At 43.3% G+C, this 22,820-nt stretch carries 14 protein-coding genes; 6 read left to right on the top strand and 8 right to left on the bottom strand.

Going from position 1 to position 22,820, the window contains the following annotated elements; all coding sequences use genetic code 11:
* Positions 1 to 18: 18 nt before the first annotated feature.
* Positions 19 to 237 carry a hypothetical protein gene (locus L884_RS0112755; protein ID WP_028767871.1) on the top strand — a complete coding sequence of 73 codons (219 nt, stop codon included), beginning with the start codon at positions 19 to 21 and terminating at the stop codon, positions 235 to 237.
* A 17-nt stretch (positions 238 to 254) separates the two neighbouring features.
* On the opposite strand, the gene L884_RS0112760 is transcribed toward L884_RS0112755, so the two are convergent.
* Together L884_RS0112760 and L884_RS0112765 are read right to left on the bottom strand one after the other, a co-directional pair.
* Positions 255 to 1,094 (bottom strand): SDR family oxidoreductase, encoded by an 840-nt coding sequence (locus tag L884_RS0112760; RefSeq protein ID WP_051435630.1) that lies wholly within the window; start codon positions 1,092 to 1,094, stop codon positions 255 to 257.
* A 66-nt stretch (positions 1,095 to 1,160) separates the two neighbouring features.
* Positions 1,161 to 3,716, bottom strand: coding sequence for a putative bifunctional diguanylate cyclase/phosphodiesterase (locus tag L884_RS0112765; RefSeq protein WP_028767873.1), 2,556 nt, complete (start codon positions 3,714 to 3,716; stop codon positions 1,161 to 1,163).
* Between the two features lie 292 nt (positions 3,717 to 4,008).
* On the opposite strand from L884_RS0112765, the gene L884_RS0112770 reads away from it, so the two are divergent.
* The 3 genes from L884_RS0112770 (at position 4,009) to L884_RS0112780 (ending at position 6,269) form a co-directional block, all read left to right on the top strand.
* Positions 4,009 to 4,710, top strand: a complete 702-nt coding sequence (locus tag L884_RS0112770) for a spondin domain-containing protein (RefSeq protein ID WP_028767874.1) — start codon at positions 4,009 to 4,011, stop codon at positions 4,708 to 4,710.
* Positions 4,711 to 4,720: 10 nt separating this feature from the next.
* Positions 4,721 to 5,452 (top strand): spondin domain-containing protein, encoded by a 732-nt coding sequence (locus tag L884_RS0112775; RefSeq protein ID WP_211239201.1) that lies wholly within the window; start codon positions 4,721 to 4,723, stop codon positions 5,450 to 5,452.
* A gap of 88 nt (positions 5,453 to 5,540) precedes the next feature.
* Positions 5,541 to 6,269 (top strand): response regulator transcription factor, encoded by a 729-nt coding sequence (locus L884_RS0112780; RefSeq protein ID WP_028767876.1) that lies wholly within the window; start codon positions 5,541 to 5,543, stop codon positions 6,267 to 6,269.
* 78 nt (positions 6,270 to 6,347) lie between these two features.
* Here the strand turns inward: L884_RS0112780 and hemE are convergent, their stop codons facing one another.
* Positions 6,348 to 7,412, bottom strand: a complete 1,065-nt coding sequence (hemE, locus tag L884_RS0112785; protein ID WP_028767877.1) for a uroporphyrinogen decarboxylase — start codon at positions 7,410 to 7,412, stop codon at positions 6,348 to 6,350.
* Between the two features lie 532 nt (positions 7,413 to 7,944).
* Between hemE and L884_RS0112790 the strand changes: the two genes are divergently transcribed.
* On the top strand, positions 7,945 to 8,412 hold the full coding sequence (locus tag L884_RS0112790; RefSeq protein WP_028767878.1) for an Rsd/AlgQ family anti-sigma factor: 468 nt from the start codon (positions 7,945 to 7,947) through the stop codon (positions 8,410 to 8,412).
* A gap of 156 nt (positions 8,413 to 8,568) precedes the next feature.
* Here L884_RS0112790 and acnB read toward each other — a convergent pair whose 3' ends face one another.
* On the bottom strand, positions 8,569 to 11,166 hold the full coding sequence (gene acnB, locus L884_RS0112795; RefSeq protein WP_028767879.1) for a bifunctional aconitate hydratase 2/2-methylisocitrate dehydratase: 2,598 nt from the start codon (positions 11,164 to 11,166) through the stop codon (positions 8,569 to 8,571).
* 402 nt (positions 11,167 to 11,568) lie between these two features.
* On the opposite strand from acnB, the gene hxpB reads away from it, so the two are divergent.
* The gene (gene hxpB / locus L884_RS0112805; RefSeq protein WP_028767880.1) at positions 11,569 to 12,234 is read left to right on the top strand and encodes a hexitol phosphatase HxpB; all 666 of its coding nucleotides are present in this window, start codon (positions 11,569 to 11,571) and stop codon (positions 12,232 to 12,234) included.
* 132 nt (positions 12,235 to 12,366) lie between these two features.
* Here hxpB and L884_RS0112810 read toward each other — a convergent pair whose 3' ends face one another.
* The 4 genes from L884_RS0112810 to aceF form a co-directional block, all read right to left on the bottom strand.
* On the bottom strand, positions 12,367 to 14,583 hold the full coding sequence (locus L884_RS0112810; protein WP_028767881.1) for a patatin-like phospholipase family protein: 2,217 nt from the start codon (positions 14,581 to 14,583) through the stop codon (positions 12,367 to 12,369).
* An 89-nt stretch (positions 14,584 to 14,672) separates the two neighbouring features.
* Complete coding sequence (locus tag L884_RS0112815; RefSeq protein ID WP_028767882.1) at positions 14,673 to 19,136, bottom strand: EAL domain-containing protein; 4,464 nt, start codon at positions 19,134 to 19,136, stop codon at positions 14,673 to 14,675.
* A 144-nt stretch (positions 19,137 to 19,280) separates the two neighbouring features.
* Entirely contained in the window at positions 19,281 to 20,708 is a 1,428-nt protein-coding gene (gene lpdA / locus L884_RS0112820) for a dihydrolipoyl dehydrogenase (protein ID WP_037410897.1), read from the bottom strand.
* Between the two features lie 218 nt (positions 20,709 to 20,926).
* Positions 20,927 to 22,810, bottom strand: coding sequence for a pyruvate dehydrogenase complex dihydrolipoyllysine-residue acetyltransferase (aceF, locus tag L884_RS0112825; protein WP_028767884.1), 1,884 nt, complete (start codon positions 22,808 to 22,810; stop codon positions 20,927 to 20,929).
* Between the last annotated feature and the right edge of the window lie 10 nt (positions 22,811 to 22,820).

Genomic DNA, 22,820 nt, shown 5'->3' on the forward strand with positions numbered 1-22,820 from the left:
ACAAACTGGGGTTAGACAATGAAATATTCACTAAGCGATCTTATCTATCAAGGCGAGACATCTGGCGTACACAACTGGGATACACTATCTGGTTCCTCTTTCTACTGGCACCCAGATTGGTTGCATATCGCCGAAGACATGACGGGCCATAATGCTGCAGCACACATAGAACCCGCAGCTGACAAAGCCACAAAAGCGGAAGCTGCTGAGGCCATAGTTAAACACCTTAATAAATAAACCTAGCTATCTGTAAATTATCGACCTGATGCTATCGCCCTACGCGCTATTTTATCAATTAAGCCAGGGGCGATAACTTTAAACCAACGTCCAATTCTTCCTCTAAAAGAAGTAATTAACATACGCTGGCGTTTAGCAATGGCTGGTAACATCATCTGTGCACACTCTTCGGCCGTCATAATTTTACTTTCTTGCATTGGTGTATCACCTAAAGGTTTACCATGCTCATCAAGGGCACGCTTATGGATCTGACTGACAACAAAGTCGGGACAAATAAGCGTTACCGCAACCTTATCATCTGTGAGTTCAATCCGCAGAGAGTCAAAAAAACCTATCATGGCGTGCTTAGAGGCTGCATAGCCAGAACGTGTTGGCACACCTGTCATTCCGGCTAACGAGGCAACTGCAACTATTTGCCCTTGGCTTAGTTTCAAGTAAGGAATCGCTGCATGAGTAAGGTAGGCTGAGGCCAAATAGTTTACCTGCATGATTTGTGACAAAACACTTAAGTCCTCAAGCTCATCAAAGCGCGACCACATAGTCATGCCTGCATTATTGATTAAGATATCTAAGCGCCCAAAATGACTCATGCAAGCCTGAATTAATCCGCTACACTGCTCTTGCTGGGTAACATCAGCCACATGCACTAGTGGCGATTGCCCCAGTAAAGTTAACTCGGCAGCCAAGCTATTGAGCCGCTCGAGATTACGTGCAGTTATGACTAACTGGCAATCGAAACTCGCTAACGCGATGGCTAACGCGCGACCAATACCTTCTGAAGCACCAGTGATAATAATAACTTTATCGCTAAACTTACTCGCTAACTCATCGTTGAGGATTTGATTAAAGTGCGCCATATTGAACCAAGCTGGATAAGTGAACCTTATTCACCAAGCTCACATATTAATCACTCAAGTGCAAATTTAAGCGATCGACTGCGCAAGTAATACCTCATGTTTATAACTATTAAGTGGTTGCGGACGCCCAATACCATATCCCTGAGCATAGTTGACGCCAATCGCTTCTAACTTATCGATAATTTCTTGATTTTCAACAAACTCTGCTACTGTTTCAATTCCCATCACCCGACAAACATCACTCACAGATTTTACGATAGCGTAGTCTTTGGCGTTACTTGCTAAATGCTTCACAAAACAGCCGTCAATTTTAACGTAATCCACCGGCATCTCTTTTAAATAGCCGTATGACGCAAAGCCACTACCAAAATCATCAAGGGCAAACGCAAAACCACGCTTACGCAGTGCAAATAACATTTTCATCGCCCGGCTGTGATTTTGAATTGCACTGGTTTCAGTAATTTCAAAACACACACAGCAACTGGGTATACCAAAGCGATTTTGTTGCTGCAAAATGTAGTCAACCATGCCTTCGGCACCGAGGCTATTGCCAGATAAGTTAATTGATAAGCAATGATCATCCCAAACCTGTTCGTTTAACGATAACCACAAAAAGGCTTTTCTAATCACCTCTTTATCGACATCTACAATCAACTTAAATCGCTCTGCAGCCGCAATAAACTGCGCAGGGGGTAATATTCGACCAGAGCTATCTTGGATCCGCAGTAAAATCTCCATTCGCTGGCGATGACTATAGGAAGAAAGGCGCTTAATTTTTTGGTAGTAAAGGATCAGTTCACTATTATCAATAGCCTGTGCAATTCTCACAGCCCAAGCCGGTGCATTACGTTGGTAGCTAAGTTCTTTATCACGACTGTCATAGAAATGAATTTGGTTACTGCCCTTTTTCTTAGCGGCAAGACAGGCGACGCTAGCATCTTTTAGTAGTTCACGAACGTCATCAATATTCCGCGAACGCGCTAAAGCCACGCCAACACTAACACCGACTCGGTAAGTAATTGCTTTATCTTTAATAACTTGACTATGGATACTCGCAATAATTCGCTTAGTTAATTTAGCCACCTCAAGCGCTGAAATATCTCGAATGGCAAAACTGAATTCATCACCGCCCAAACGGCCTAATAACTCGTTTTCAATCAAACACGTCTCAAGTGCTCTAGCAACTAAACACAACATTTTATCGCCAGTTGCAAAACCACAGGATTCATTGATTAACTTAAATTGCTCTAGGTCTAAATACACTACAGCAAGTGAATTTGACGCTTCAATATAACTCGGTAAACGTTCTTCAAATGCCGCTCTATTGAGCAAGCCAGTGACCCTGTCAAAATGCACATTACGCTTAAGCTGACGGACAAGTAACATTTCTCTTGTCGTGTCTTTTATAACTAATACAGCCCCTACAACATCACCTGAATGACTGGTTAAGTTGCTCAAAGTGAGACTCATCAGCTTAGCGTCCCCTGAGCGCGTAGTTAATGGGCCGGACTTTTGCCTGAGGTCACCACTTTGCATCAAGCTGATAAGCCTTTGTTTCAGATCTTTCTCTGCCCCCAAAAGTGCATCAGGGCTCTTACCAATAGCTTGCTCACTGGTGCATTGCAGTAGCCGCTCAGCACAGGCATTTAGATAAGTTACATTGGCATTGATATCTGTCAGGATCACCGCCTCAGTAATTGAGTCCAGCGTAGACTTAGAACGTTGCTCATGCTGATAGATATCTTGCAGAAAGTTATTAATACCGCTGGTTAACGGTGTAAACTCGTTAACCCCTTCATTATGTATTTGCACTAGCTTATTAGAGCGAGGATCGAGGTCGGCTAACTGAGCCGTTAGTTTTTTAAATGGTTTCACGACACCAAAACGAAACCAGAATAACGCAGCGATCTGCAAAATAATAAACAGCGCAAATATGACTAGGCTCAATTGTGTGTACTTTTGCTCCATTTTTAAAATCAATGGATTAGAAAATGAGACTTTCAAATGTGCGGCAGTAGTACCAACAACATTGGGTAGGTTAAGTTCCGCAACGGTAGTATCACCAACCTTATACAAGGCAGTTTTGGCATTTCCGTGCAGGATCTCTATATCTGTTACTAAATTAATTAACCCTAGAGACTCAAAGTACTTGGTCGTTAATTGCGAAGCGAAAACAAACTGCTCCCCTAAGTGCATGCCACGTTTAGTACCAATAAAAAACACTTCACTCGTGAGCGGTGAAAAATAAATACCATTTTTGATACTTGATGAACTTAAGTAAGTTATATGGTGATCACTTTGAAGGCTAGGTTCACCAACACGGTGTAAATCATCGCCTGTTTGCAAAAAAACTTGCGTATCATTAAACAGCTGACCGCGAGACCATACGTCAGTAGACACTGTTTCAGCTGAGCCGTACTGTATCGAGTCTATAATCAGCTGAAAGTGCTCTAAATCATTTGTTATTTGAGCTTCAATACTCTTAATGTATTTTTCGATGGCATTAGTTCGGACAACATCAATCTCGGAACGTAACCAGGTTATCCCTGTAAAAAAAACCGCAATAAGTAAAGGGATACAAACACCAAAGATAACCAGTACAACTTTTTTTCCAATTTGCATCTTAGGGCAACTTCTCTAATTCAAAACCAGCCAATCTCTGACTACTACTTGGTTTGCGCTAGCAAATTACCCCATTTTGCAACAGATAACACCTACCTTTGAAACAGACGTTTATAAAAACAACAGCCGAACTACGCTTACTTAAAAATACTGTAATTATTTGTGCTTTAGCTCAACAAAAGCGCTGTTATTTTGCTAAAAATCAAATGTTATAGTTTTGTGACAATCAAGCGATATTCCAGTGACAATCCTTTGCCAAACTAAAAATCATACCAAGCAAAGGAGAGATACGATGAAACTTAACCCAATTACAAAGTTATTAATTCTAGGCAGCATAATCACCCTTCCTGCAACAGCAGCAGAAATAGAAATCAGCATTACTAATCTAACCCACGGTAACCATTTCACCCCGTTACTCGTTGCCGCCCACGATGCTGATAGTCATCTTTTCCAAGTGGGTGAAATGGCCTCTAGTGCTCTACAAAAAATGGCTGAGGGTGGCGATATTGGTGATTTAGATAGCGCAGTAATAGCTACAAATGGGGTTACGGTGGCTAACCCTGCAGCGGGGCTATTAGCGCCTAGCGCCAAAGTTGAGGGCATAATGTTAGATACGGGCGATATGACCCACCTATCAATCGTTGCTATGGTTTTACCAACCAATGATGCTTTTGTTGGTTTAGATGCATGGCAATTACCAACCGAACCTGGCAGCTATACCTTCACTTTAAATGCTTACGATGCAGGGACCGAAGCTAATGATGAAGTAGTTAATGGCGGAGGTATGTCTGGCGTAGCGGGGATCCCTGCAGCACCGGGAGGAGATGGTGGTATGAATGCCACAGGAGTCATGGACATGAGTAGCAATGATAAAGTGCATATCCACCCAGGCGTACTTGGCGATACTGACTTACAAGGTGGTATGAGCGATCTAGACAGTCGAGTACACCGCTGGTTAAACCCTGTTGCTCGCGTCACTGTCACCGTGAAATAGGAGGTTTACTATGAATATCTCCAAACTAAATGTTAAAACAGCGAGTCTCGCTGCACTCAGTGCCGTAGCGTTATTACTAGGTGGTTGTTCTGATAACGATCATACAAGTTCAACTGCAATCACCCCTCCAGCAGTCACGCCAACAATGCAGGACTACACAATTAACATTACCAACTTGACCGCAAACCAGCCCATGTCTCCCATTGCTGTTGTCACTCATGCAGCCGACAGCGTTCTTTGGAGCAGCGGTCAGAGCGCAAGCTTAGCATTAGAAACCTTAGCTGAATCAGGTGACGCCAGTGGCTTGACTGATGAAACTGGAGTGACTGACCTAATCAATGGCGCAGGTATTCTAATGCCAGGAGCAAGTGAAGCGATAAGCTTAAGCCTAGACTCAACGTCTGTTGCCAATTTATCTGTGCTGACAATGTTGGTTAATACCAACGACGCCTTTACTGGTTTTAGCGGTTATGACTTAAGTGAGCTAGCCATTGGTGAGTCTCAAGTATTTAGAGTCATCGCTTATGATGCTGGTACCGAGGCTAATGATGAAGCTAAAGGCACTATTCCTGGCCCAGCTGATGGTGGAGAAGGTTTTAATGCCGCTCGTAACGATACGAATAAAGTCCATGCTCACCCGGGAGTAATTAGCAGTGATGATGGTCTTAGCGACTCGGTACTCAATGCCTCACATCGCTTTGATAACCCTGTCCTGCTGATCAAGATAAGCAGAACTGAATAAGCACTCACTGATATAAATTAAAAAATTACGTAATAAATGTTTCCACTGGCGGGTCTTGTTGGCAAGGACTCGTCTTTGGGAGCAACGCATGAACGGAGCAACAAACACTGATCATATTGCCAACAAGCAGATCTTACTGGTTGAGGCAGAACAAGATTTAGCAGAGCTGCTAATGCTAAATTTAAAAAGTATGAGTCATCATGTTATTCATTGCAGTACCTTGCAACAAGCACAACAGTACCTAAGCAATAGCCAAGTCGATCTGATCTTAATGGATAGAATGATGCCCGATGGCGATGCAATTAGCTTGTGCCAACAGTTTCGCGATGCTGGTAACCAATTACCTTGCCTTATGTTAAGCAGTAAAGGCTCAGAAGCAGACATCGTTTTAGGATTAGAGTCTGGTGCAGATGATTACCTAGCAAAGCCTTTTAGCCTACTGGAGCTTAAAGCGCGAGTAACAGCATTAATACGCCGCTCTAAACTAATAGAAAAGCAACAAAACGCCATCAAGTTTGAAGGTATTACCATAGACTGTAATACCCGTGAGGTCATCGCCTTTAATGAAGTTCTTGAGCTGACCGCCAGAGAGTTCGATCTATTACTTTACCTAGCTCAGCATCCTAAACAAGTATTCAGTCGCATGCAGTTATTGGAAGCGGTTTGGGGATACTCATATTCAGGCTATGAGCATACAGTAAATAGTCACGTGAACCGCTTACGCTCTAAACTATCCCGCAATGCACGTACTTCAAAACTGGTCAGAACCGTATGGGGCGTTGGCTATAAATTTACTCCACCAGCGGCACAAATGTAGTGCTAAATCGCAAGCAATAAAAAGGCCCAGTAAACTGAGCCTTATTAAAGATGTATCATTCGCCGTAAGGCAAACTAATTACTTGTGATACTTAGCTGATAGCTCATGCACAGAGTTAATGAACGCACCTGCGTGCTCTGGATTAACGTGCTGATGAATACCATGACCCAAGTTAAATACATGGCCAGTACCTTCACCGTAAGAAGATAAGATTTGATCAACTTCTTGATGAATACGCTCAGGAGAAGCATAAAGTACTGATGGGTCCATATTGCCTTGCAGTGCAACTTTATGACCTACACGGCGACGAGCATCACCAATATCTACAGTCCAGTCTAGACCTAATGCGTCACAGCCGGTTTCAGCCATAGACTCAAGCCATAGTCCGCCGCCTTTAGTGAACAGCGTTACTGGAACTTGGCGACCGTCTGCATGGCGAGTTAAGCCATCAACAATCTTTTGCATGTAACGTAGTGAGAATTCACGGTATGCGTGGTGAGAAAGTGCTCCACCCCATGAATCGAAAATCATTAGCGACTGTGCACCGTTTGCCACTTGCGCATTCAAGTACAAAGTCACAGAGTCAGCTAGCTTGTCTAGTAGCATGTGTAAAGTCGCTGGCTCTTCGTAAGCCATCTTCTTAATCTTTTCAAATGCTTTACTAGAACCGCCTTCAACCATGTAAGTTGCTAGTGTCCAAGGAGAACCAGAGAAACCGATTAGCGGCACTTCGCCTTTTAGTTCGCGGCGAATAGTGCTAACGGCACGCATTACATAACCAAGCTCATCTTCTGGATCTGGAATGCAAAGCTTCTTAATTGAATCAATAGTGTCAGTAGGACGTTCGAAACGTGGGCCTTCACCCGCTTCAAAGTATAAACCTAAGCCCATTGCATCTGGAACAGTAAGGATGTCTGAGAACAAGATTGCAGCGTCTAAGTCGTAACGACGTAGTGGCTGTAGGGTCACTTCACAAGCTAAGTCTTGGTTCTTACAAAGAGACATGAAGTCGCCAGCTTCTGCGCGGGTGGCTTTATATTCTGGAAGATAACGACCAGCTTGACGCATCATCCAGACAGGAGTTCTGTCGACAGGCTGTTTTAATAACGCACGTAAATAACGATCATTCTTTAATTCTGCCATTTGGCTTGATTCCTAAACTTATTGTGATATCCGCTTGGGACAGTAGTTTAGCATTTACGTTAATAAAGTAACCTCTAACGGTAAAATAATGTGACAAGTAACCCGACTAAATCCAGCAACTCTGAGTTAGGTAACATTATTGGTATATTAATAATGCTTATTTTGCAGCGACAAATCCCAGTTCACAGCTTACTGTAAAAACGTGAAACAGATTCACATCAGAGCTTAACCTAAGCTGTATGGCTCGCAATGTAACAGAAAAAAGTTGCACCTATGAATTAGCTTTGGTATAAAAAGTCTGCGCTAGCAAGAACAATCAAGAAGCTCGTCGCATCGAGCCCGCAAAAAACTTACTCGCCCAGCGATAGATTTCTATCGCTGGGCATTTTATTTTTTATAGCAATTTATTTACAAACATCTCTTTCAAGCCCGCCTGTATTTATTACAAATATTTCCTGTAAAAATGGTTGATCAAACCTACATTCTTCCCCTACATTAGAGAGACGGAGATGGATTTTTATCGGGGAAGACCATGCTAAGAAAGCTAGAGAAAGCCGAACAAAAATGGGGCGGTTCAAATACGCTTATAGATCAGTGGTTAAACAATCGTCGTAACCTACTCATCAACTACTGCCAAATTGCTGGACTCCCGCCGTATGAAGTCAGCGACAAGCCGTTACCTGAGTTTGAATCAGTAAAACAGTTCTGCGATCAGTTAATGGACTATGTTTCAGAAGGCCATTTTGAAATTTATAACCAAGTGGTTGCAGCCTGCGAAAAGAATGGCCATTCCAGTCAAGCTCTAGCCCAGCAGCTAGTGCCTCAAATCAGTGAAACCACTGATACAGCATTAGATTTCAATGATAAATATACCGAAGCGGAAGATGAAAAAGTGCTATTTCATCTAGATAAAGACTTATCATCTTTGGGTCATGCTATGGAAACCCGCTTTGCACTTGAAGACAAACTGCTCGAAGTCCTACACAGTAAACACTCTTAAGACTTAAAGAAGGTACTAGGACGCTACGCTGCGAGGTCGGACTGCGTCCTGCTAGGAAAGTAACAAGCAAACACAGTTATAGATTCTAGCAAAGAGTATAACGAATTAACGAAAAGGCCAGCTGATTAGCTGGCCTTTTTAGTACTCCAATCTAGCTTACACTGCTGATTGGAAAATCACATCATCAGCTTTTGCTGTGTACGATGGAATTTGGTCGAAGTTCAGATAACGGTATGTGTCCGCCGCAGTCGCATCTAACTCTTTCGCATAAGTCTGATACTCTTCAGGCGATGGTAGACGACCAAGCAATGCTGCAACCGCAGCTAGCTCAGCAGAAGCCAAGTATACGTTTGCACCTGTACCAAGACGGTTCGGGAAGTTACGTGTAGAAGTTGACACTACCGTAGCACCTTCAGCAACACGTGCTTGGTTACCCATACACAGTGAACAACCTGGGATCTCAATGCGAGCACCGACACGACCAAAGATAGCATAGTAACCTTCTTCAGTTAGCTGATCACGGTCCATCTTAGTTGGCGGCGCAATCCACAAGCGTGTTGGTAAAGTTGATGCAAACTTATCCAGCATCTTACCCGTTGCACGGAAGTGGCCAATATTAGTCATACAAGAACCAACGAATACTTCGTCAATCTTAGTATCAACTACTGATGACAATAGGATTGCATCATCAGGATCGTTTGGTGCACAAAGAATTGGTTCTTTGATTTCATTCAAATCGATCTCAATCACTTCTGCATATTCAGCATCGCTATCAGCTTCCATAAGTTCTGGATTTGCTAGCCACTCTTGCATCGCAGTGATACGACGCTCGATTGTACGGCGATCACCATAGCCTTCAGCAATCATCCACTTCAGCATAACGATATTTGAGTTAAGGTATTCAATGATAGGCTCTTTGCCTAGCTTGATAGTACAACCTGCAGCACTACGCTCAGCTGACGCATCAGAAAGTTCAAACGCTTGCTCAACTTTCAGCTGCTCAAGGCCTTCAATTTCTAGTACACGGCCAGAGAAAGCGTTGATTTTACCTTTCTTCTCAACGGTTAGCAGGCCCATTTCAATCGCTTTATGCGGGATTGCATGTACAAGATCACGCAGAGTGATACCCGGCTGCATCTCACCTTTAAAGCGAACCAGTACCGACTCAGGCATATCAAGAGGCATAACACCTGTTGCTGCAGCAAATGCCACTAGACCAGAACCTGCTGGGAATGAGATACCAATTGGGAAGCGAGTATGCGAGTCACCACCTGTACCAACAGTATCAGGTAGTAGCATACGGTTTAGCCAAGAGTGAATTACACCGTCACCTGGACGCAGTGCAACACCACCACGGTTCATGATGAAATCTGGCAGTGTATGATGCGTATTTACATCAACAGGCTTTGGATAAGCCGCAGTGTGACAGAAAGACTGCATAGTTAAGTCTGCACTGAAACCTAGACATGCTAGATCTTTCAGCTCGTCACGCGTCATAGGGCCGGTTGTATCTTGCGAACCAACCGAGGTCATCTTAGGCTCACAATATTGACCAGGGCGAATACCTGTCACGCCGCACGCTTTACCAACCATCTTTTGTGCAAGGGTAAAGCCTTTACCTGTGTCAGCCACATCTTGTGGGCGAACAAACTCAGTTGATGCGTCTAGACCTAATGTTTCACGAGCACGATCAGTAAGACCACGACCGATGATAAGCGGGATACGACCACCAGCACGTACTTCGTCCATCAACACGTCTGTTTTAAGTGAAAACTCAGAAATCACTTCATCTGTGCCGTGACGCTTAACGATACCTTCATATGGGTAAATGTCGATAACATCGCCCATTTCCATCTTGCTAACATCAAGTTCAATCGGCAATGCACCAGCATCTTCCATAGTGTTAAAGAAGATTGGGGCAATTTTACCGCCTAAACAGAAACCGCCTGCACGCTTGTTTGGCACATTCGGGATATCATCCCCCATGAACCACAGCACTGAGTTGGTAGCAGATTTACGAGAAGAACCTGTACCGACAACGTCGCCCACATATACCAGTGGGAAACCTTTTTCTTTTAATGATTCAATCTCTTTGATTGGACCAATAACACCCGCTTCATCAGGTACAATGCCATCACGAGCGTTTTTAAGCATAGCTAACGCATGTAGTGGGATATCAGGGCGTGACCATGCATCTGGTGCTGGCGATAGGTCATCAGTATTGGTCTCACCAGAAACTTTAAATACGGTTAGTGAGATTTTTTCAGCAAGCTTTGGACGAGACAGGAACCACTCGGCTTCAGCCCAAGAGTGAACAACTTGCTTAGCAAAGTCGTTACCCGCTTGCATTTTTTCAACGACATCGTGGTACGCGTCGAACATAAGTAGAGTGTGAGATAGGGCTTTAACGGCCAATGGAGCTTGTGCATCGTTATCAAGTTGAGCGATTAACGGCTCAATGTTGTAACCACCTTGCATGGTGCCTAGCAGCTCTACTGCACGCTCAGATGACAGAATTGAAGATGATGCTTCGCCTTTTGCGACTGCATCTAAAAAGCCCGCTTTAACATATGCGGCTTCATCAACACCTGGTGGGATACGGTTTTCAAGCAGATCAAGAATAAATGCTTCTTCACCTGCAGGTGGATTCTTTACCAATTCAACTAGCTCTGACACCTGTTGGGCATCTAATGGCTTAGGGACTACGCCCTCTGAAGCACGTTCTGCGACGTGTTTACGATATGCTTCTAGCACGGCAACATTCCTCTTATTTTGGCGTTCTATCAGCCAAACTACCACTGGTTAATAGCAGCTAGCAGTTCAGCATGCTCGATCCTTTATTCGAGCGCCATTATACTACAGCTTTGCAAAAGTATGAATCAGATCACACTAAGACCGAAGTAGAACAACACCCAGTCGACATCTCGAGCTATACAGTAAATCCATTTGCTCAAAAAGAAAACTAGACCATAGTGTGAAACATTGATCTAAATTATATAAATCATACATTTAATTAACGACACAGTGATTACTGCGCCAGTTTTTCCGCTATGAAATCGCTCGCTTTTTATCGATTAAATCGTATGATTATTATCGAATTTTGCAGAATGCACGACTAATATTCACCAAAGTTATAATGAACATAATTGGGTACTTATGAGCAGATCTCAGCTAAAAGCGGTTATTTTCGACATGGACGGAGTACTGATTGACTCCGAGCCAACATGGCAACTGGCCATATTCAAGGTCATGAATGAGTTAGGTTTAAACGTTTGCATGGAAGATATGGCGCTAACAACCGGTTTACGTATCGATCAGGTGGTAGAGTTTTGGTACCAGCGCTCACCTTGGAATAATTATAATAATCAGCAAACCTCACAAGCCATTGTAGAGCAGGTTATTAGTGATATATCGGCGAATGGTCAGGCGATGAAAGGCGTAAATGAAGCACTTATCGCTTGCAAGAACTATGGCCTAAAGGTTGGTTTAGCTACATCTTCATCCAGTGCAATTGTTAATGCTGTTTTAAACAAACTCAATATAAGAGATTATTTTCAAGCCATAGCCTCGGCCGAAAATCTGCAATATGGTAAACCTCACCCAGAAGTGTATTTAAACTGTGCTGAAGCACTTAATATTGATCCAATCAATTGTTTAGCGATTGAAGATTCATTTAATGGATTAATCGCAGCCCGCGCGGCCAACATGCAAACCATCGCGATACCTGAGCCACAACATGCAAACCACACTAAGTGGATTGTCGCTCACCATCAACTTGATAGTCTCTGCCAACTAGCAGGTCATTTAGCTAATACCAATTAGTACAAAGATTTAGTCGCTCTGAGTAGATCAACTTCTTATACTAATTGGTATAACTAAAAGCGCCTTAGTAGAAAGCCCATCACAGTGATGGGCTTTTTAGATATGAAATTTTTTGTTCGACGAAACAGTTGATTACCAATTCTTACCGATAAACAAGAATACCGTTTTTTCGCCGTCATCTGATGCACCAAAACCAAAGGCAGCTGGGCCAACGCTAGTATCTATGCCTAAATACAAACTACCTGCGTATATAAGGTCATCGAGCGACACATTATCTTTTTGACTCCACACATTACCCGCTTCAATACTGGTACCTAAGTAAAGTGGGTATTCAGTCATTCCCAGAACATCGCGCCCTAGGTCATACTGATAAACAAATGCACCAAAAATTTTATGTGAGCCATAAAGAGCATTTTTATGATAACCAGAGAGATTCAAAAATCCGCCAAGCTCTGACACGTTTACTGTAAATGCACCATCCTTATCAACAGTGGCAAGAGAAGCAATCCCCACAAATGCATGATTACCAACGCCTACAGCGCCACGCCAATCCGCTTCGTACTGCATAGAGAAATCTGAAGATTCAGCCAGACCATTTAGATCGTAACTCTCTTTACGCATATACATATTAAATGTGAATCTGTTACCGGAGGTCGGGAAGTTAATACTGTTTAAGTCATCATAGGCAAATTTAAAGTAACCGCCGTAGCCGTCATAAGGCACCCGCCCGAAGCTCCAAGCATCATTCTCTAGATCGCCCTTTTCACCTAAAAAGCCAATTTCAACCATGCCATTCTGGGTGTAATTCATACCAATGCCGAGCTCCGCACGATAAGCGGTTTGTTTTAACTCAAGCACACGATTATTGTTTTCGAAAAAGCCCCAATCTTTAAGTTCATACTCGATGCGAGCACGACTAAAGTAAGTTTGCTCTTTTACTAGTGGTTGATAAAATTCAGATGCAATCAGCTTATCAAACCCGAGTGATAATTCATTACGCCATTCACCACCATTTTCGGTCAGCTCAGTCATGGTATAAGCCATATCCAGTGAGATCACTGAATCTAAGCTAAAATCATCTTCCCAACTAAAGCCGAGCTGAAAGTAATTTGGCCCCCAGGATTTAGCTTTAGTACTAACCGTTAATACCCGTCCCTCTTCTGTATCAGTAAACTCGGCATCAACCCGCTCGAACTTATCTAATGCATAAATCCTATCAATACCAGCCTCTAGAGATTCAACGGTTACGGTATCACCAACATTAAGATCTAAATTATCGGCAAGTAACTTTTCACTTACTTTGGAGTTATTGTCGTAAATGACTTTTATTAACGGTCTATCAATATCATCTAGCCACTGCTGGCTCTTGTGCTTTTTCTGCGCCAGGTACTGTTTGTATGCTGCGCTAGCAACACTGTATTGTTCAAGCTTGTCAATTTGATTACGCGCAGCTATCTCGCCTAAAGGTAAGGCGATTGGCATGATGCTAAAATCTGTGGTGCTCAGCTCACCAATATTAGGACGAATTAAAATATCATGATCAGTCAGCAAGGCTTTTTGTCTATCTGAGCTGGCATTGGTCAAGATAGTCGATAACTGATTAAGTACCGCAATCGTACTATTCAGCTCATCTTGACCAACTAAGGGAGAGCCAATATCAACAGCAATCACTATATCGGCACCCATCGCCTTGACCACGTCCACTGGCATATTGTTAGCAATACCACCATCAACCAATAACTTGCCGTCGATGACAGCTGGCTGCAATGCGCCCGGTACTGAGGCTGAAGCCTGCATTGCCGCAACAACACTACCAGAACTGAGCACCACTGGCTCACTGGTTGCTAAGTTAGTCGCCACCGCGCGATAAGGAATAGATAAGTCATCAAAGTCGCCAAACTGGTGGATCAAATTTGTTGAGCTACGCAGTAACTGTGACATTGTTTGACCACGAAGCAGACCCGCTGGTGTTTTTACCTCTTCATCGCTGTAACCGATATTGATAGGAATATTAAACTGATCGCGCGTCTCCTTATCACGGTAGCTAAGTGACTCTCTTGGAATAGTATCTGAATACCCTTTATCCCACTTAGTATTCATCATGATGGCTTCAATTTCTGCAGCGCTATAACCCAAAGCGTACATACCACCAACATAAGCACCAATACTGGTACCAGCGATGTAATCTATCGGAATTTGTTTTTCTTCGAGTACTTTAAGCACCCCAATATGGGCCGCGCCCTTTGCACCACCACCACTTAGCGCTAAACCAATTTTCGGTCGCTCTTGAGCGACAGCGCTATATGGACATGCTATAGCGATACAAAGAATAATAATTCTATAAATCATAATGACTTAATTTGACTCTTTCAGTTATGTCTAACGTATTTGATTTCAGCTTAAGCTGCAAGCTACAGGGTAAGCATTAAGTTCAAGTTTCATGCCGTCATCGGCTGCTTTATCCCCATGAACGTTTCAATTTCTGCAACAGGCATTGGCTTGGCAAAATAATAGCCTTGAATGACATAACAACCTCGGCTAAAGACTTGCTCAAGCTGCTCGTGGGTTTCAACACCTTCAGCAACCACATCTAGTTTCAAGTTTCTTGCTAACTCAATAATACTGCTAGCAATCGCCTGATCAGCCTTATTTGAAGCAATATCAATCAAAAATGAACGATCAATCTTAAGGGTGTTCACTTCAAAATGACGTAAATAAGCTAGTGAAGAGTATCCTGTACCAAAGTCATCAATGGCGACATCGATATTGAGCGCCTTCAGTGCTTTTAGATGTTGTTTAGCCACCTTAAGCTCTTTCATTAATACGCCTTCGGTAATTTCAAGCGATAGATTAACATTCGGCATCTCTGTCTCAGCCAATATTTTTTGCACGCTTTGAATGAAGTCAGGCTGCCTAAAATGCAGTGCTGAAACGTTTACAGATACTTTTATCTGCTCATCTAGTTGTTGACTCCATGGCGCGGCGACTCTGCAGGCCTCACGCATCACCCAACGGTCGATTTCGACAATCAAACCGCACGCTTCCGCTACTTTAATGAAAATATCAGTACGAACATAGCCTTCGCTAGGGTGCTTCCAACGCAATAAAGCTTCAACACCTATCAATTTGTCGGCGTTAAGAATATCGATTTGGGGTTGGAAGTGCAGTTCAAACTCATCTCGTTCGATAGCCTTACGTAAGTCAGCTTCCAATTTCAAATGATATAACGCTTCAGCATTACGCTCTTGTGAATAGTACTTAAAGGTGCCTTTACCCTCTTCTTTAGCGTGATACATCGCCAAGTCAGCATTTTTAATGAGTGCTTCTGGTTGCTTTGCATCTTCTGGCCACAAGCTGACACCAATACTGGTTGAAATAAAAAACTCTCGACCATACAACTCGAATGGCTTTTCAATCGCTGCAAGCAATTGCTCACATAGATAGTTTATCTCGTCGATATTTGGATTTTGCCGCAGTAAAATAACAAACTCATCACCACCAAAGCGACACAATACATGTTGCTCTGCAATCAGCGCCTGCAGCCTATTTGACGCCTCCACCAGCAAAGCGTCCCCCATGCTGTGACCATATGAATCATTTACATGTTTAAATCGATCTAAATCCAAGAATAATAGCGCTAAATTACCACCTTCTTTCTCCGCTTGATAAATCGATTGCGATAACTTACTTGAAAATAGGGTGCGATTAGGTAACGCAGTAAGCACATCATAATTAGCCAAGCGCCGCAGTTCAGACTCCGCACGTTTACGCTCGGTAATATCTGAAAACACAACTACGTAATGGCTAGCCTCACCATTACCATCTAATATAGCCGACACATTAAGCCATACTGCACGCTGACTGCTTTGCAAGTTTGCAACAGAGCACTCTCCAGCCCAATTAAGATGCTGGGTAAGAATATCTGCAAGGCCATTTTCTAACTTTTCTCCCTGAAGCACTTCACTAAACGGCAGACCTATCAAGCCTTGGGCATTCAGACCTATCATATCTTGTGCCGCTTTATTGGTTACTTCTATCTCCTCGTCTCGGTTAAAAATAAGTAATGCTTCTGAGGTATTTTCAAATGCTTGTGCCAGTAGGTAGATGTCATTTTTGAGCTTTCGCTGCTCAGTAATATCGCTATATATCCCTGCAACACGTTCAATTGCGCCAGTCAGCTGATTGCGCTTAACCGGTCGCCCCATAACCCTTAACCAGCCCCAACTTTTATGACGAGTCCAGTAGCGATATTCGACCTCAAAGCGATCTGTTCGCTCATCTAGCATATCTTGCCATGCCGCCAACGTTTCCTTAGCGTCATCCCTATGGATGGCAAACTCTTCAAGGCGTAGGTAAATCTGTGGTTTGTCTGCGCTTAATAAGCCCGCGGTATTTTCAACACGAAATAATTCGCTTTCTATCTGCCATTCCCATAACTCGGAGTTACTGCCTTTGAGTGCCTGCTTTAGTCGATCTTCACTATCAGTCAATGCCGAATTAATCCGCCTAAATGCTCTAACCTGCTGTTGGCGAATAAGAATGATAGCTAAGCCCGCTAACAGAAAGCACAAAATTAATAATCCAGTGAACCACGACGTTTGCCACCAGTGTTTTTCAACATAAAAATCAAACGAGAAAGGCTGTTCAGACCAAACCTCATTATCAAGGCTAATAACATCGATAACATAGGCACCAGACTCTAAACCAGAGATATTAAGCTGAGACTTGCCTTCTAAATAAAGATAGTGACTATCGTTACTATCGGATTGACGACGCAAGCGGTACTTTAGTTGTAATGGCTTATCATCAAGATAGTTCTTACGCGCAAATTCAAAACTGATTAACTGAGCACCGGGCAATATATGAAAACCACTTTTAGGCAGCAAACTAAGCTCTGTTTGCGACTCAAAATATACCTCCATAGACTCCAGCATCACCACATCATTTGCCGAGCGATTTGCTAATAAATCAACATCAACCAACATAGCCCCGTCAGGCGTACCAAGATAAAGCCCTTGCTCAGAACTAAAGTAAGCTCCTTCATTAAGCTCGTCGCTGATCAAACCATCCTGTGGTGAAATAACGATAACCTCACCCGTATTCAAATCTTGGCGGACCAGTGAACGCGAGCAGCCAACTAATCGATAGTGCTCAATGTTTTCGATAAAGAAAATACCACTACAGCTAATCCCCCAGCTATCAGTAATACTTTCAGTTACCTCGGTTTGTACATCAAAAGCAACAATGCCATGGGCTTCAAGGCCTAACCATAATTCACCCGGACTGGTCTCACTTATAAAGCGAACGGTTGATTCTCCGGCCTCAGTCACTATAACGTCCATTTGCGGATGAAAACTAAGCTGCTGATCCAAATAACCAAATATGCGATTGCCACCTAACCATAGCTTGCCATAACTATCTCGAGTAATTGCCATCACCACTATGGCCGGCTCACTATTCATCGAACCCGCTAGACTAACTCGCACCGGATCTAATAAATCTGGCTGCCAATAAAACAAGCCTCGGCTCGTAGCAAACCAAATCCGCCCTTTGATAACACTATCAAAGTATGTCGTATACACTACGCTGTTACGTAGTGACTGTTTACCACCTGTCCATGCCGCAAAGCTTTCACTGTGAAAAGTGTTTTTATTAACTACAGACAATCCGTTGGTCGTGGCAAGCAACAAATGCTCAGCATCTAAGGGATCTATCTTATAGATGCTATCACTCGTCCCAATACCATCTGGAATAATTTGATAGGACTGTTGCGTCACTTGATCGACTAATATCAGACCTTTATCTGTACCTAACCACAAATGGTTATCTTCGGCATAAATTGACCAAACTAGCTCATCTTGAATGTTGTAAGGCGAAGACGCAGTGTATGCATCTAATAAAAAATCAGGCTCTATCGCCAAAATCGCCACACCATCGCCAGAGCCTCCAACCCAAATAAGCCCGGTGTTATCAACCGCAATATCGTAGGTGTAATCGATATTCGACTTATGCTTTAGCGCATCGCCATAGGAGCTGTATTGAGCTCCCCCAGGTAACCAGCGCAACAAACCACTATGAGTAGAAAGCCAGAGATATCCATGCTGATCTTCCACTATATTGCTAATGTAATGATCAAATAGCGCAACCCGAGTAATAGAAAAGTTAGACAGATCAATTTCAAACAAACCTTTACTACTGCTTATCCACGCACGACCCGTTGAATCTTTATAGCCGTAGTTAATCTCTCCCCAAGTCTCATCCCAATTAATAACTTGCTGCCTAACACCATAATTATCACGCACCTCTAACTGGTGCTTTCTGCCAATAAGCAGCCTTTCATCACTAAGTAAGAACATTATCTGCAACGGCTGATCGGGATGGCTTGGTAAAAAACTAATGCGCTCAAGCGTCATAGCTTGATAATCAAACCGCAGCAGTTCGCCTTCGTAAGTAAGTAATAACCTGTCGCCATTCGCATCTACAATATGTGACGCAATACCGCCACCACGATAATCGGGAAATAGTTGTGGAGAGCCGAACTCTAAGAATTGATTGTTAACGATATCGTATAGATAAACATTATAAATACCGCTAACCAGTAGGTGACGCTCACTGATGGGTTCTGCTAAATATAAGATGCTATCACTGAGTTGTGACTGCAAACCTCGCTTATCGATACGACGAACTTTATTACTACTAACACGATACAAGCCTTCATCTGTCGCCAACCAAGTAAAGCCATGCTGGTCAAAACTGATATCCCAAATCGTGCCATTTGTCAGTCCATCACTTGCAGTAAACACTCGCTGAACTACGCCACTAGCCATTGCTGGCACAGCGCTAGAGATAAACAATAAGAATAGGAGTGAGCTAAACCAAATTTTTTTAATTATTATTTTCATCTGCTTTACCACGTTCAGATTAACCTGAATGTATCATTTCGGTAACAGACATTCACCCTTTGATTGCTTGAAAAGCATACAAAAATAAACTGAGATATAAAAAAAGCGCTCAATGAGCGCTTTTTTTAAAATATTAGCAAATGCTTATTTTTTCTTCTTTGCCTTTGGGTTTGGCAAATCAGTAATTGAGCCTTCGTAAACTTCAGCAGCTAAGCCAACTGATTCATGTAACGTTGGGTGAGCGTGGATAGTTAATGCTAGATCTTCTGCATCACAACCCATTTCAATCGCTAGGCCAATTTCACCTAGTAGCTCGCCGCCATTAACACCAACAATCGCACCACCGATTACGCGGTGAGTTTCTTTGTCGAAAATAAGCTTAGTCATACCGTCTGCACAATCAGATGCGATAGCACGACCACTTGCTGCCCATGGGAAAGTCGCAGTTTCGTAAGCAACACCTTGCTCTTTAGCTTCTTTCTCAGTTAAGCCAACCCATGCAACTTCTGGGTCGGTGTAAGCAATTGATGGAATAACTTTAGGGTCAAAGTAGTGCTTAAGACCAGAAATGACTTCTGCAGCAACATGGCCTTCATGCACACCTTTGTGTGCCAGCATTGGTTGACCAACGATGTCACCGATTGCAAAGATATTTGGTACGTTAGTACGCATCTGCTTATCAACATTGATAAAGCCGCGCTCATCAACATTCACACCTGCTTTGTCTGCATCTAGGTTTTTACCGTTTGGTACACGACCAATAGCGACGAGTACTGCATCGTAACGAACCGGTTCTGTAGGCGCTTTTTTGCCTTCCATTGTTACGTAGATACCATCATCTTTAGCTTCTACAGCAGTCACTTTGGTTTCAAGCATCAAGTTGAACTTCTTCTTGATCTTCTTGGTGTAAACACGGACAACGTCTTTGTCTGCAGCAGGGATAACTTGGTCGAACATCTCAACCACGTCAATCTCACTGCCTAGTGAAGAGTAAACAGTACCCATCTCTAGACCAATAATACCGCCACCCATCACAAGTAACTTACCTGGCACTTCTTTAAGCTCTAGTGCATCAGTTGAATCCCAAACACGTGGGTCTTCATGAGGAATAAATGGTAGTTGGATTGGACGTGAACCCGCAGCAATGATTGCTTGCTCAAAGTGAACCACTTTAACGCCATCTTCACCTTGAACTTCTAGCGTATTAGGGCCAGTGAACTTACCTAGACCATTAACTACGTCAACCTTACGCATTTTAGACATGCCGCCTAAACCGGTAGTTAGCTGACCAATAACTGATTTTTTGTATTCGCGCAGTTTATCAAGATCGATCTGAGGCTCACCGAAAACTACACCGTGGCTAGACACAGCTTTTGCTTCTTCGATAACTTTAGAAACATGCAGCAAAGCTTTAGAAGGGATACAACCTACGTTTAGACATACACCGCCTAACGTGCTGAAACGTTCAACGATAACAGTATCCAGACCCAAATCCGCAGCACGGAATGCAGCAGAGTAGCCAGCAGGGCCAGCGCCTAGTACAACTACCTGAGTTTTAATTTCGTTACTCATGTTTTCCTCTATTCTTTTTATGTCGTTGGCAATACTGAGTTAACTGTAACTCGTGACTCAACGATAAACTGTGGCCAAATCTTGTAAGGTGGCCGCATTTTAACCTTTGTTTGACACTGATCACAATCCTAGAAACGCTTAATCTTACTGATGTTTACTAATTGTATTAATTAAGCGAATTAGAAAATAGGCTGCTTTAACAAAGCAGCCTATCGGTTTTAAAGCACTAAAGTACGAATATCAGACAAACAGCTATTCAAGTACGTGATGAAACGTGCGCCATCCGCCCCATCAATCACACGGTGATCATAAGACAGAGACAGCGGTAACATTAAGCGTGGCTCAAACTCTTTACCGTTCCAAACTGGCTTCATATCTGACTTAGATACACCTAAAATTGCAACTTCTGGTGCGTTAACAATAGGCGTAAATGCTGTACCACCAATACCACCTAAGCTAGAGATAGTGAAGCAACCACCCTGCATATCAGCAGCTGTTAGTTTGCCTTCACGGGCTTTCTTAGAAACCACTTTCAGCTCATTCGATAGCTCGTGAATACCTTTCTTGTTCACATCTTTGAACACTGGTACAACTAAGCCATTTGGCGTATCAACGGCAATACCCACATTAACGTACTTCTTCAAAATCAAGCTTTCGCCGTCTTCAGATAATGAAGAGTTAAAGGTTGGGAATGCTTCTAATGCTTTCGCAACAGCCTTCATAATAAACACTAGTGGCGTGATCTTCATGCCAGACTCTTTCTTCGCTTCAGCAACATTTTGCGCCTTACGGAAAGCTTCTAGTTCTGTGATATCAGCGTCATCCCACTGGGTAACATGCGGGATCTTCACCCAGTTACGATGTAGGTTAGCACCAGAAATCTTCTGAATACGTGATAATGGTTTAACTTCTGTTTCACCAAACTTGCTGAAGTCTACTTTTGGCCATGCAAGTAGGTTTAACTCTCCCCCACCCGCTGCAGTTTTTACTGCGCCAGACTCAACCTGCTTAATAATCGCTTTAATGTAGTTTTGAACATCTTCTTTCACTACGCGACTCTTACGACCAGTACCTTTAACGTTCGCTAGGTTAACTCCTAGTTCACGCGCCATGCGACGGATTACCGGTGAAGCATGGGCATAAGCACTGTTTTCAACAAACTCTTCTTTTGCCGCAGGTGCTGCTTGGCTAGCCGCTTGAGCAACTGGCGCTGGGCTAGCAGCAGGGGCCGCAGGAGCAGGAGCTGCCGCCTGTACTGGAGCTGCAACCGGTGCGCTACCAGCCACTTCAAATGTCATAATCAAAGAGCCAGTTGATACTTTATCGCCTTGAGCCACTTTAATTTCTAATACTTTACCAGCGAACGGCGCAGGTACTTCCATCGCCGCTTTATCACCTTCAACACTAATAAGTGATTGCTCTTCAGTAACGGTATCACCCACGCTAACCATGATTTCAGTCACTTCAACTTCATCACCACCAATGTCTGGCACGTTAACGTCTTGTACTGAAGGGGCTGATGCCACTGCAGCTGGTGCCGCTACTGGTGCTGGAGCTGCGGCAGCAGGAGCAGAACCTGCAACCTCAAATACCATAACCAAGCTACCTGTAGACACTTTATCGCCCACATTCACTTTGATCTCTTTAAGCACACCGGCAAATGGTGCAGGCACTTCCATAGAAGCTTTGTCGCCTTCCACACTCATTAGTGATTGTTCTTCAGTAATGCTGTCACCAACTGTTACTAAGATTTCAGTCACTTCAACTTCATCGTCGCCGATATCTGGTACGTTGACTTCTTTTAGCTCAGCTGAAGCTGCAGCAGCCGCTACTGGTGTAGCCTCAACCGCAGCAGGAGCAGATGCTGCACCTTCAGATTCAAAGATCATAATCAATGAATCAGTAGACACTTTATCACCGACAACAACTTTAATTTCTTTAACAATACCCGCTACAGAAGCTGGTACTTCCATTGCTGCTTTGTCGCCTTCAACAGAGATAAGCGATTGCTCTTCTTCAACCTTGTCGCCTACGCTAACAAGGATCTCTGTTACTTCAACCTCATCGGCACCAATGTCAGGTACATTAATTTCGATTGTCATTTTGTGTTGC

The organism is Shewanella fidelis ATCC BAA-318 (assembly GCF_000518605.1).
Taxonomy (GTDB): Bacteria; Pseudomonadota; Gammaproteobacteria; order Enterobacterales; family Shewanellaceae; genus Shewanella; species Shewanella fidelis.

Coding starts and splice junctions, on each gene's coding strand:
- lpdA (WP_037410897.1), bottom strand. CDS start 20,708: ATGAGTAACGAAATTAAAACTCAGGTAGTTGTACTAGGCGCTGGCCCT.
- L884_RS0112770 (WP_028767874.1), top strand. CDS start 4,009: ATGAAACTTAACCCAATTACAAAGTTATTAATTCTAGGCAGCATAATC.
- aceF (WP_028767884.1), bottom strand. CDS start 22,810: ATGACAATCGAAATTAATGTACCTGACATTGGTGCCGATGAGGTTGAA.
- L884_RS0112765 (WP_028767873.1), bottom strand. CDS start 3,716: ATGCAAATTGGAAAAAAAGTTGTACTGGTTATCTTTGGTGTTTGTATC.
- L884_RS0112810 (WP_028767881.1), bottom strand. CDS start 14,583: ATGATTTATAGAATTATTATTCTTTGTATCGCTATAGCATGTCCATAT.
- L884_RS0112775 (WP_211239201.1), top strand. CDS start 4,721: ATGAATATCTCCAAACTAAATGTTAAAACAGCGAGTCTCGCTGCACTC.
- hxpB (WP_028767880.1), top strand. CDS start 11,569: ATGAGCAGATCTCAGCTAAAAGCGGTTATTTTCGACATGGACGGAGTA.
- L884_RS0112780 (WP_028767876.1), top strand. CDS start 5,541: ATGAACGGAGCAACAAACACTGATCATATTGCCAACAAGCAGATCTTA.
- L884_RS0112760 (WP_051435630.1), bottom strand. CDS start 1,094: ATGGCGCACTTTAATCAAATCCTCAACGATGAGTTAGCGAGTAAGTTT.
- L884_RS0112755 (WP_028767871.1), top strand. CDS start 19: ATGAAATATTCACTAAGCGATCTTATCTATCAAGGCGAGACATCTGGC.
- hemE (WP_028767877.1), bottom strand. CDS start 7,412: ATGGCAGAATTAAAGAATGATCGTTATTTACGTGCGTTATTAAAACAG.
- L884_RS0112790 (WP_028767878.1), top strand. CDS start 7,945: ATGCTAAGAAAGCTAGAGAAAGCCGAACAAAAATGGGGCGGTTCAAAT.
- L884_RS0112815 (WP_028767882.1), bottom strand. CDS start 19,136: ATGAAAATAATAATTAAAAAAATTTGGTTTAGCTCACTCCTATTCTTA.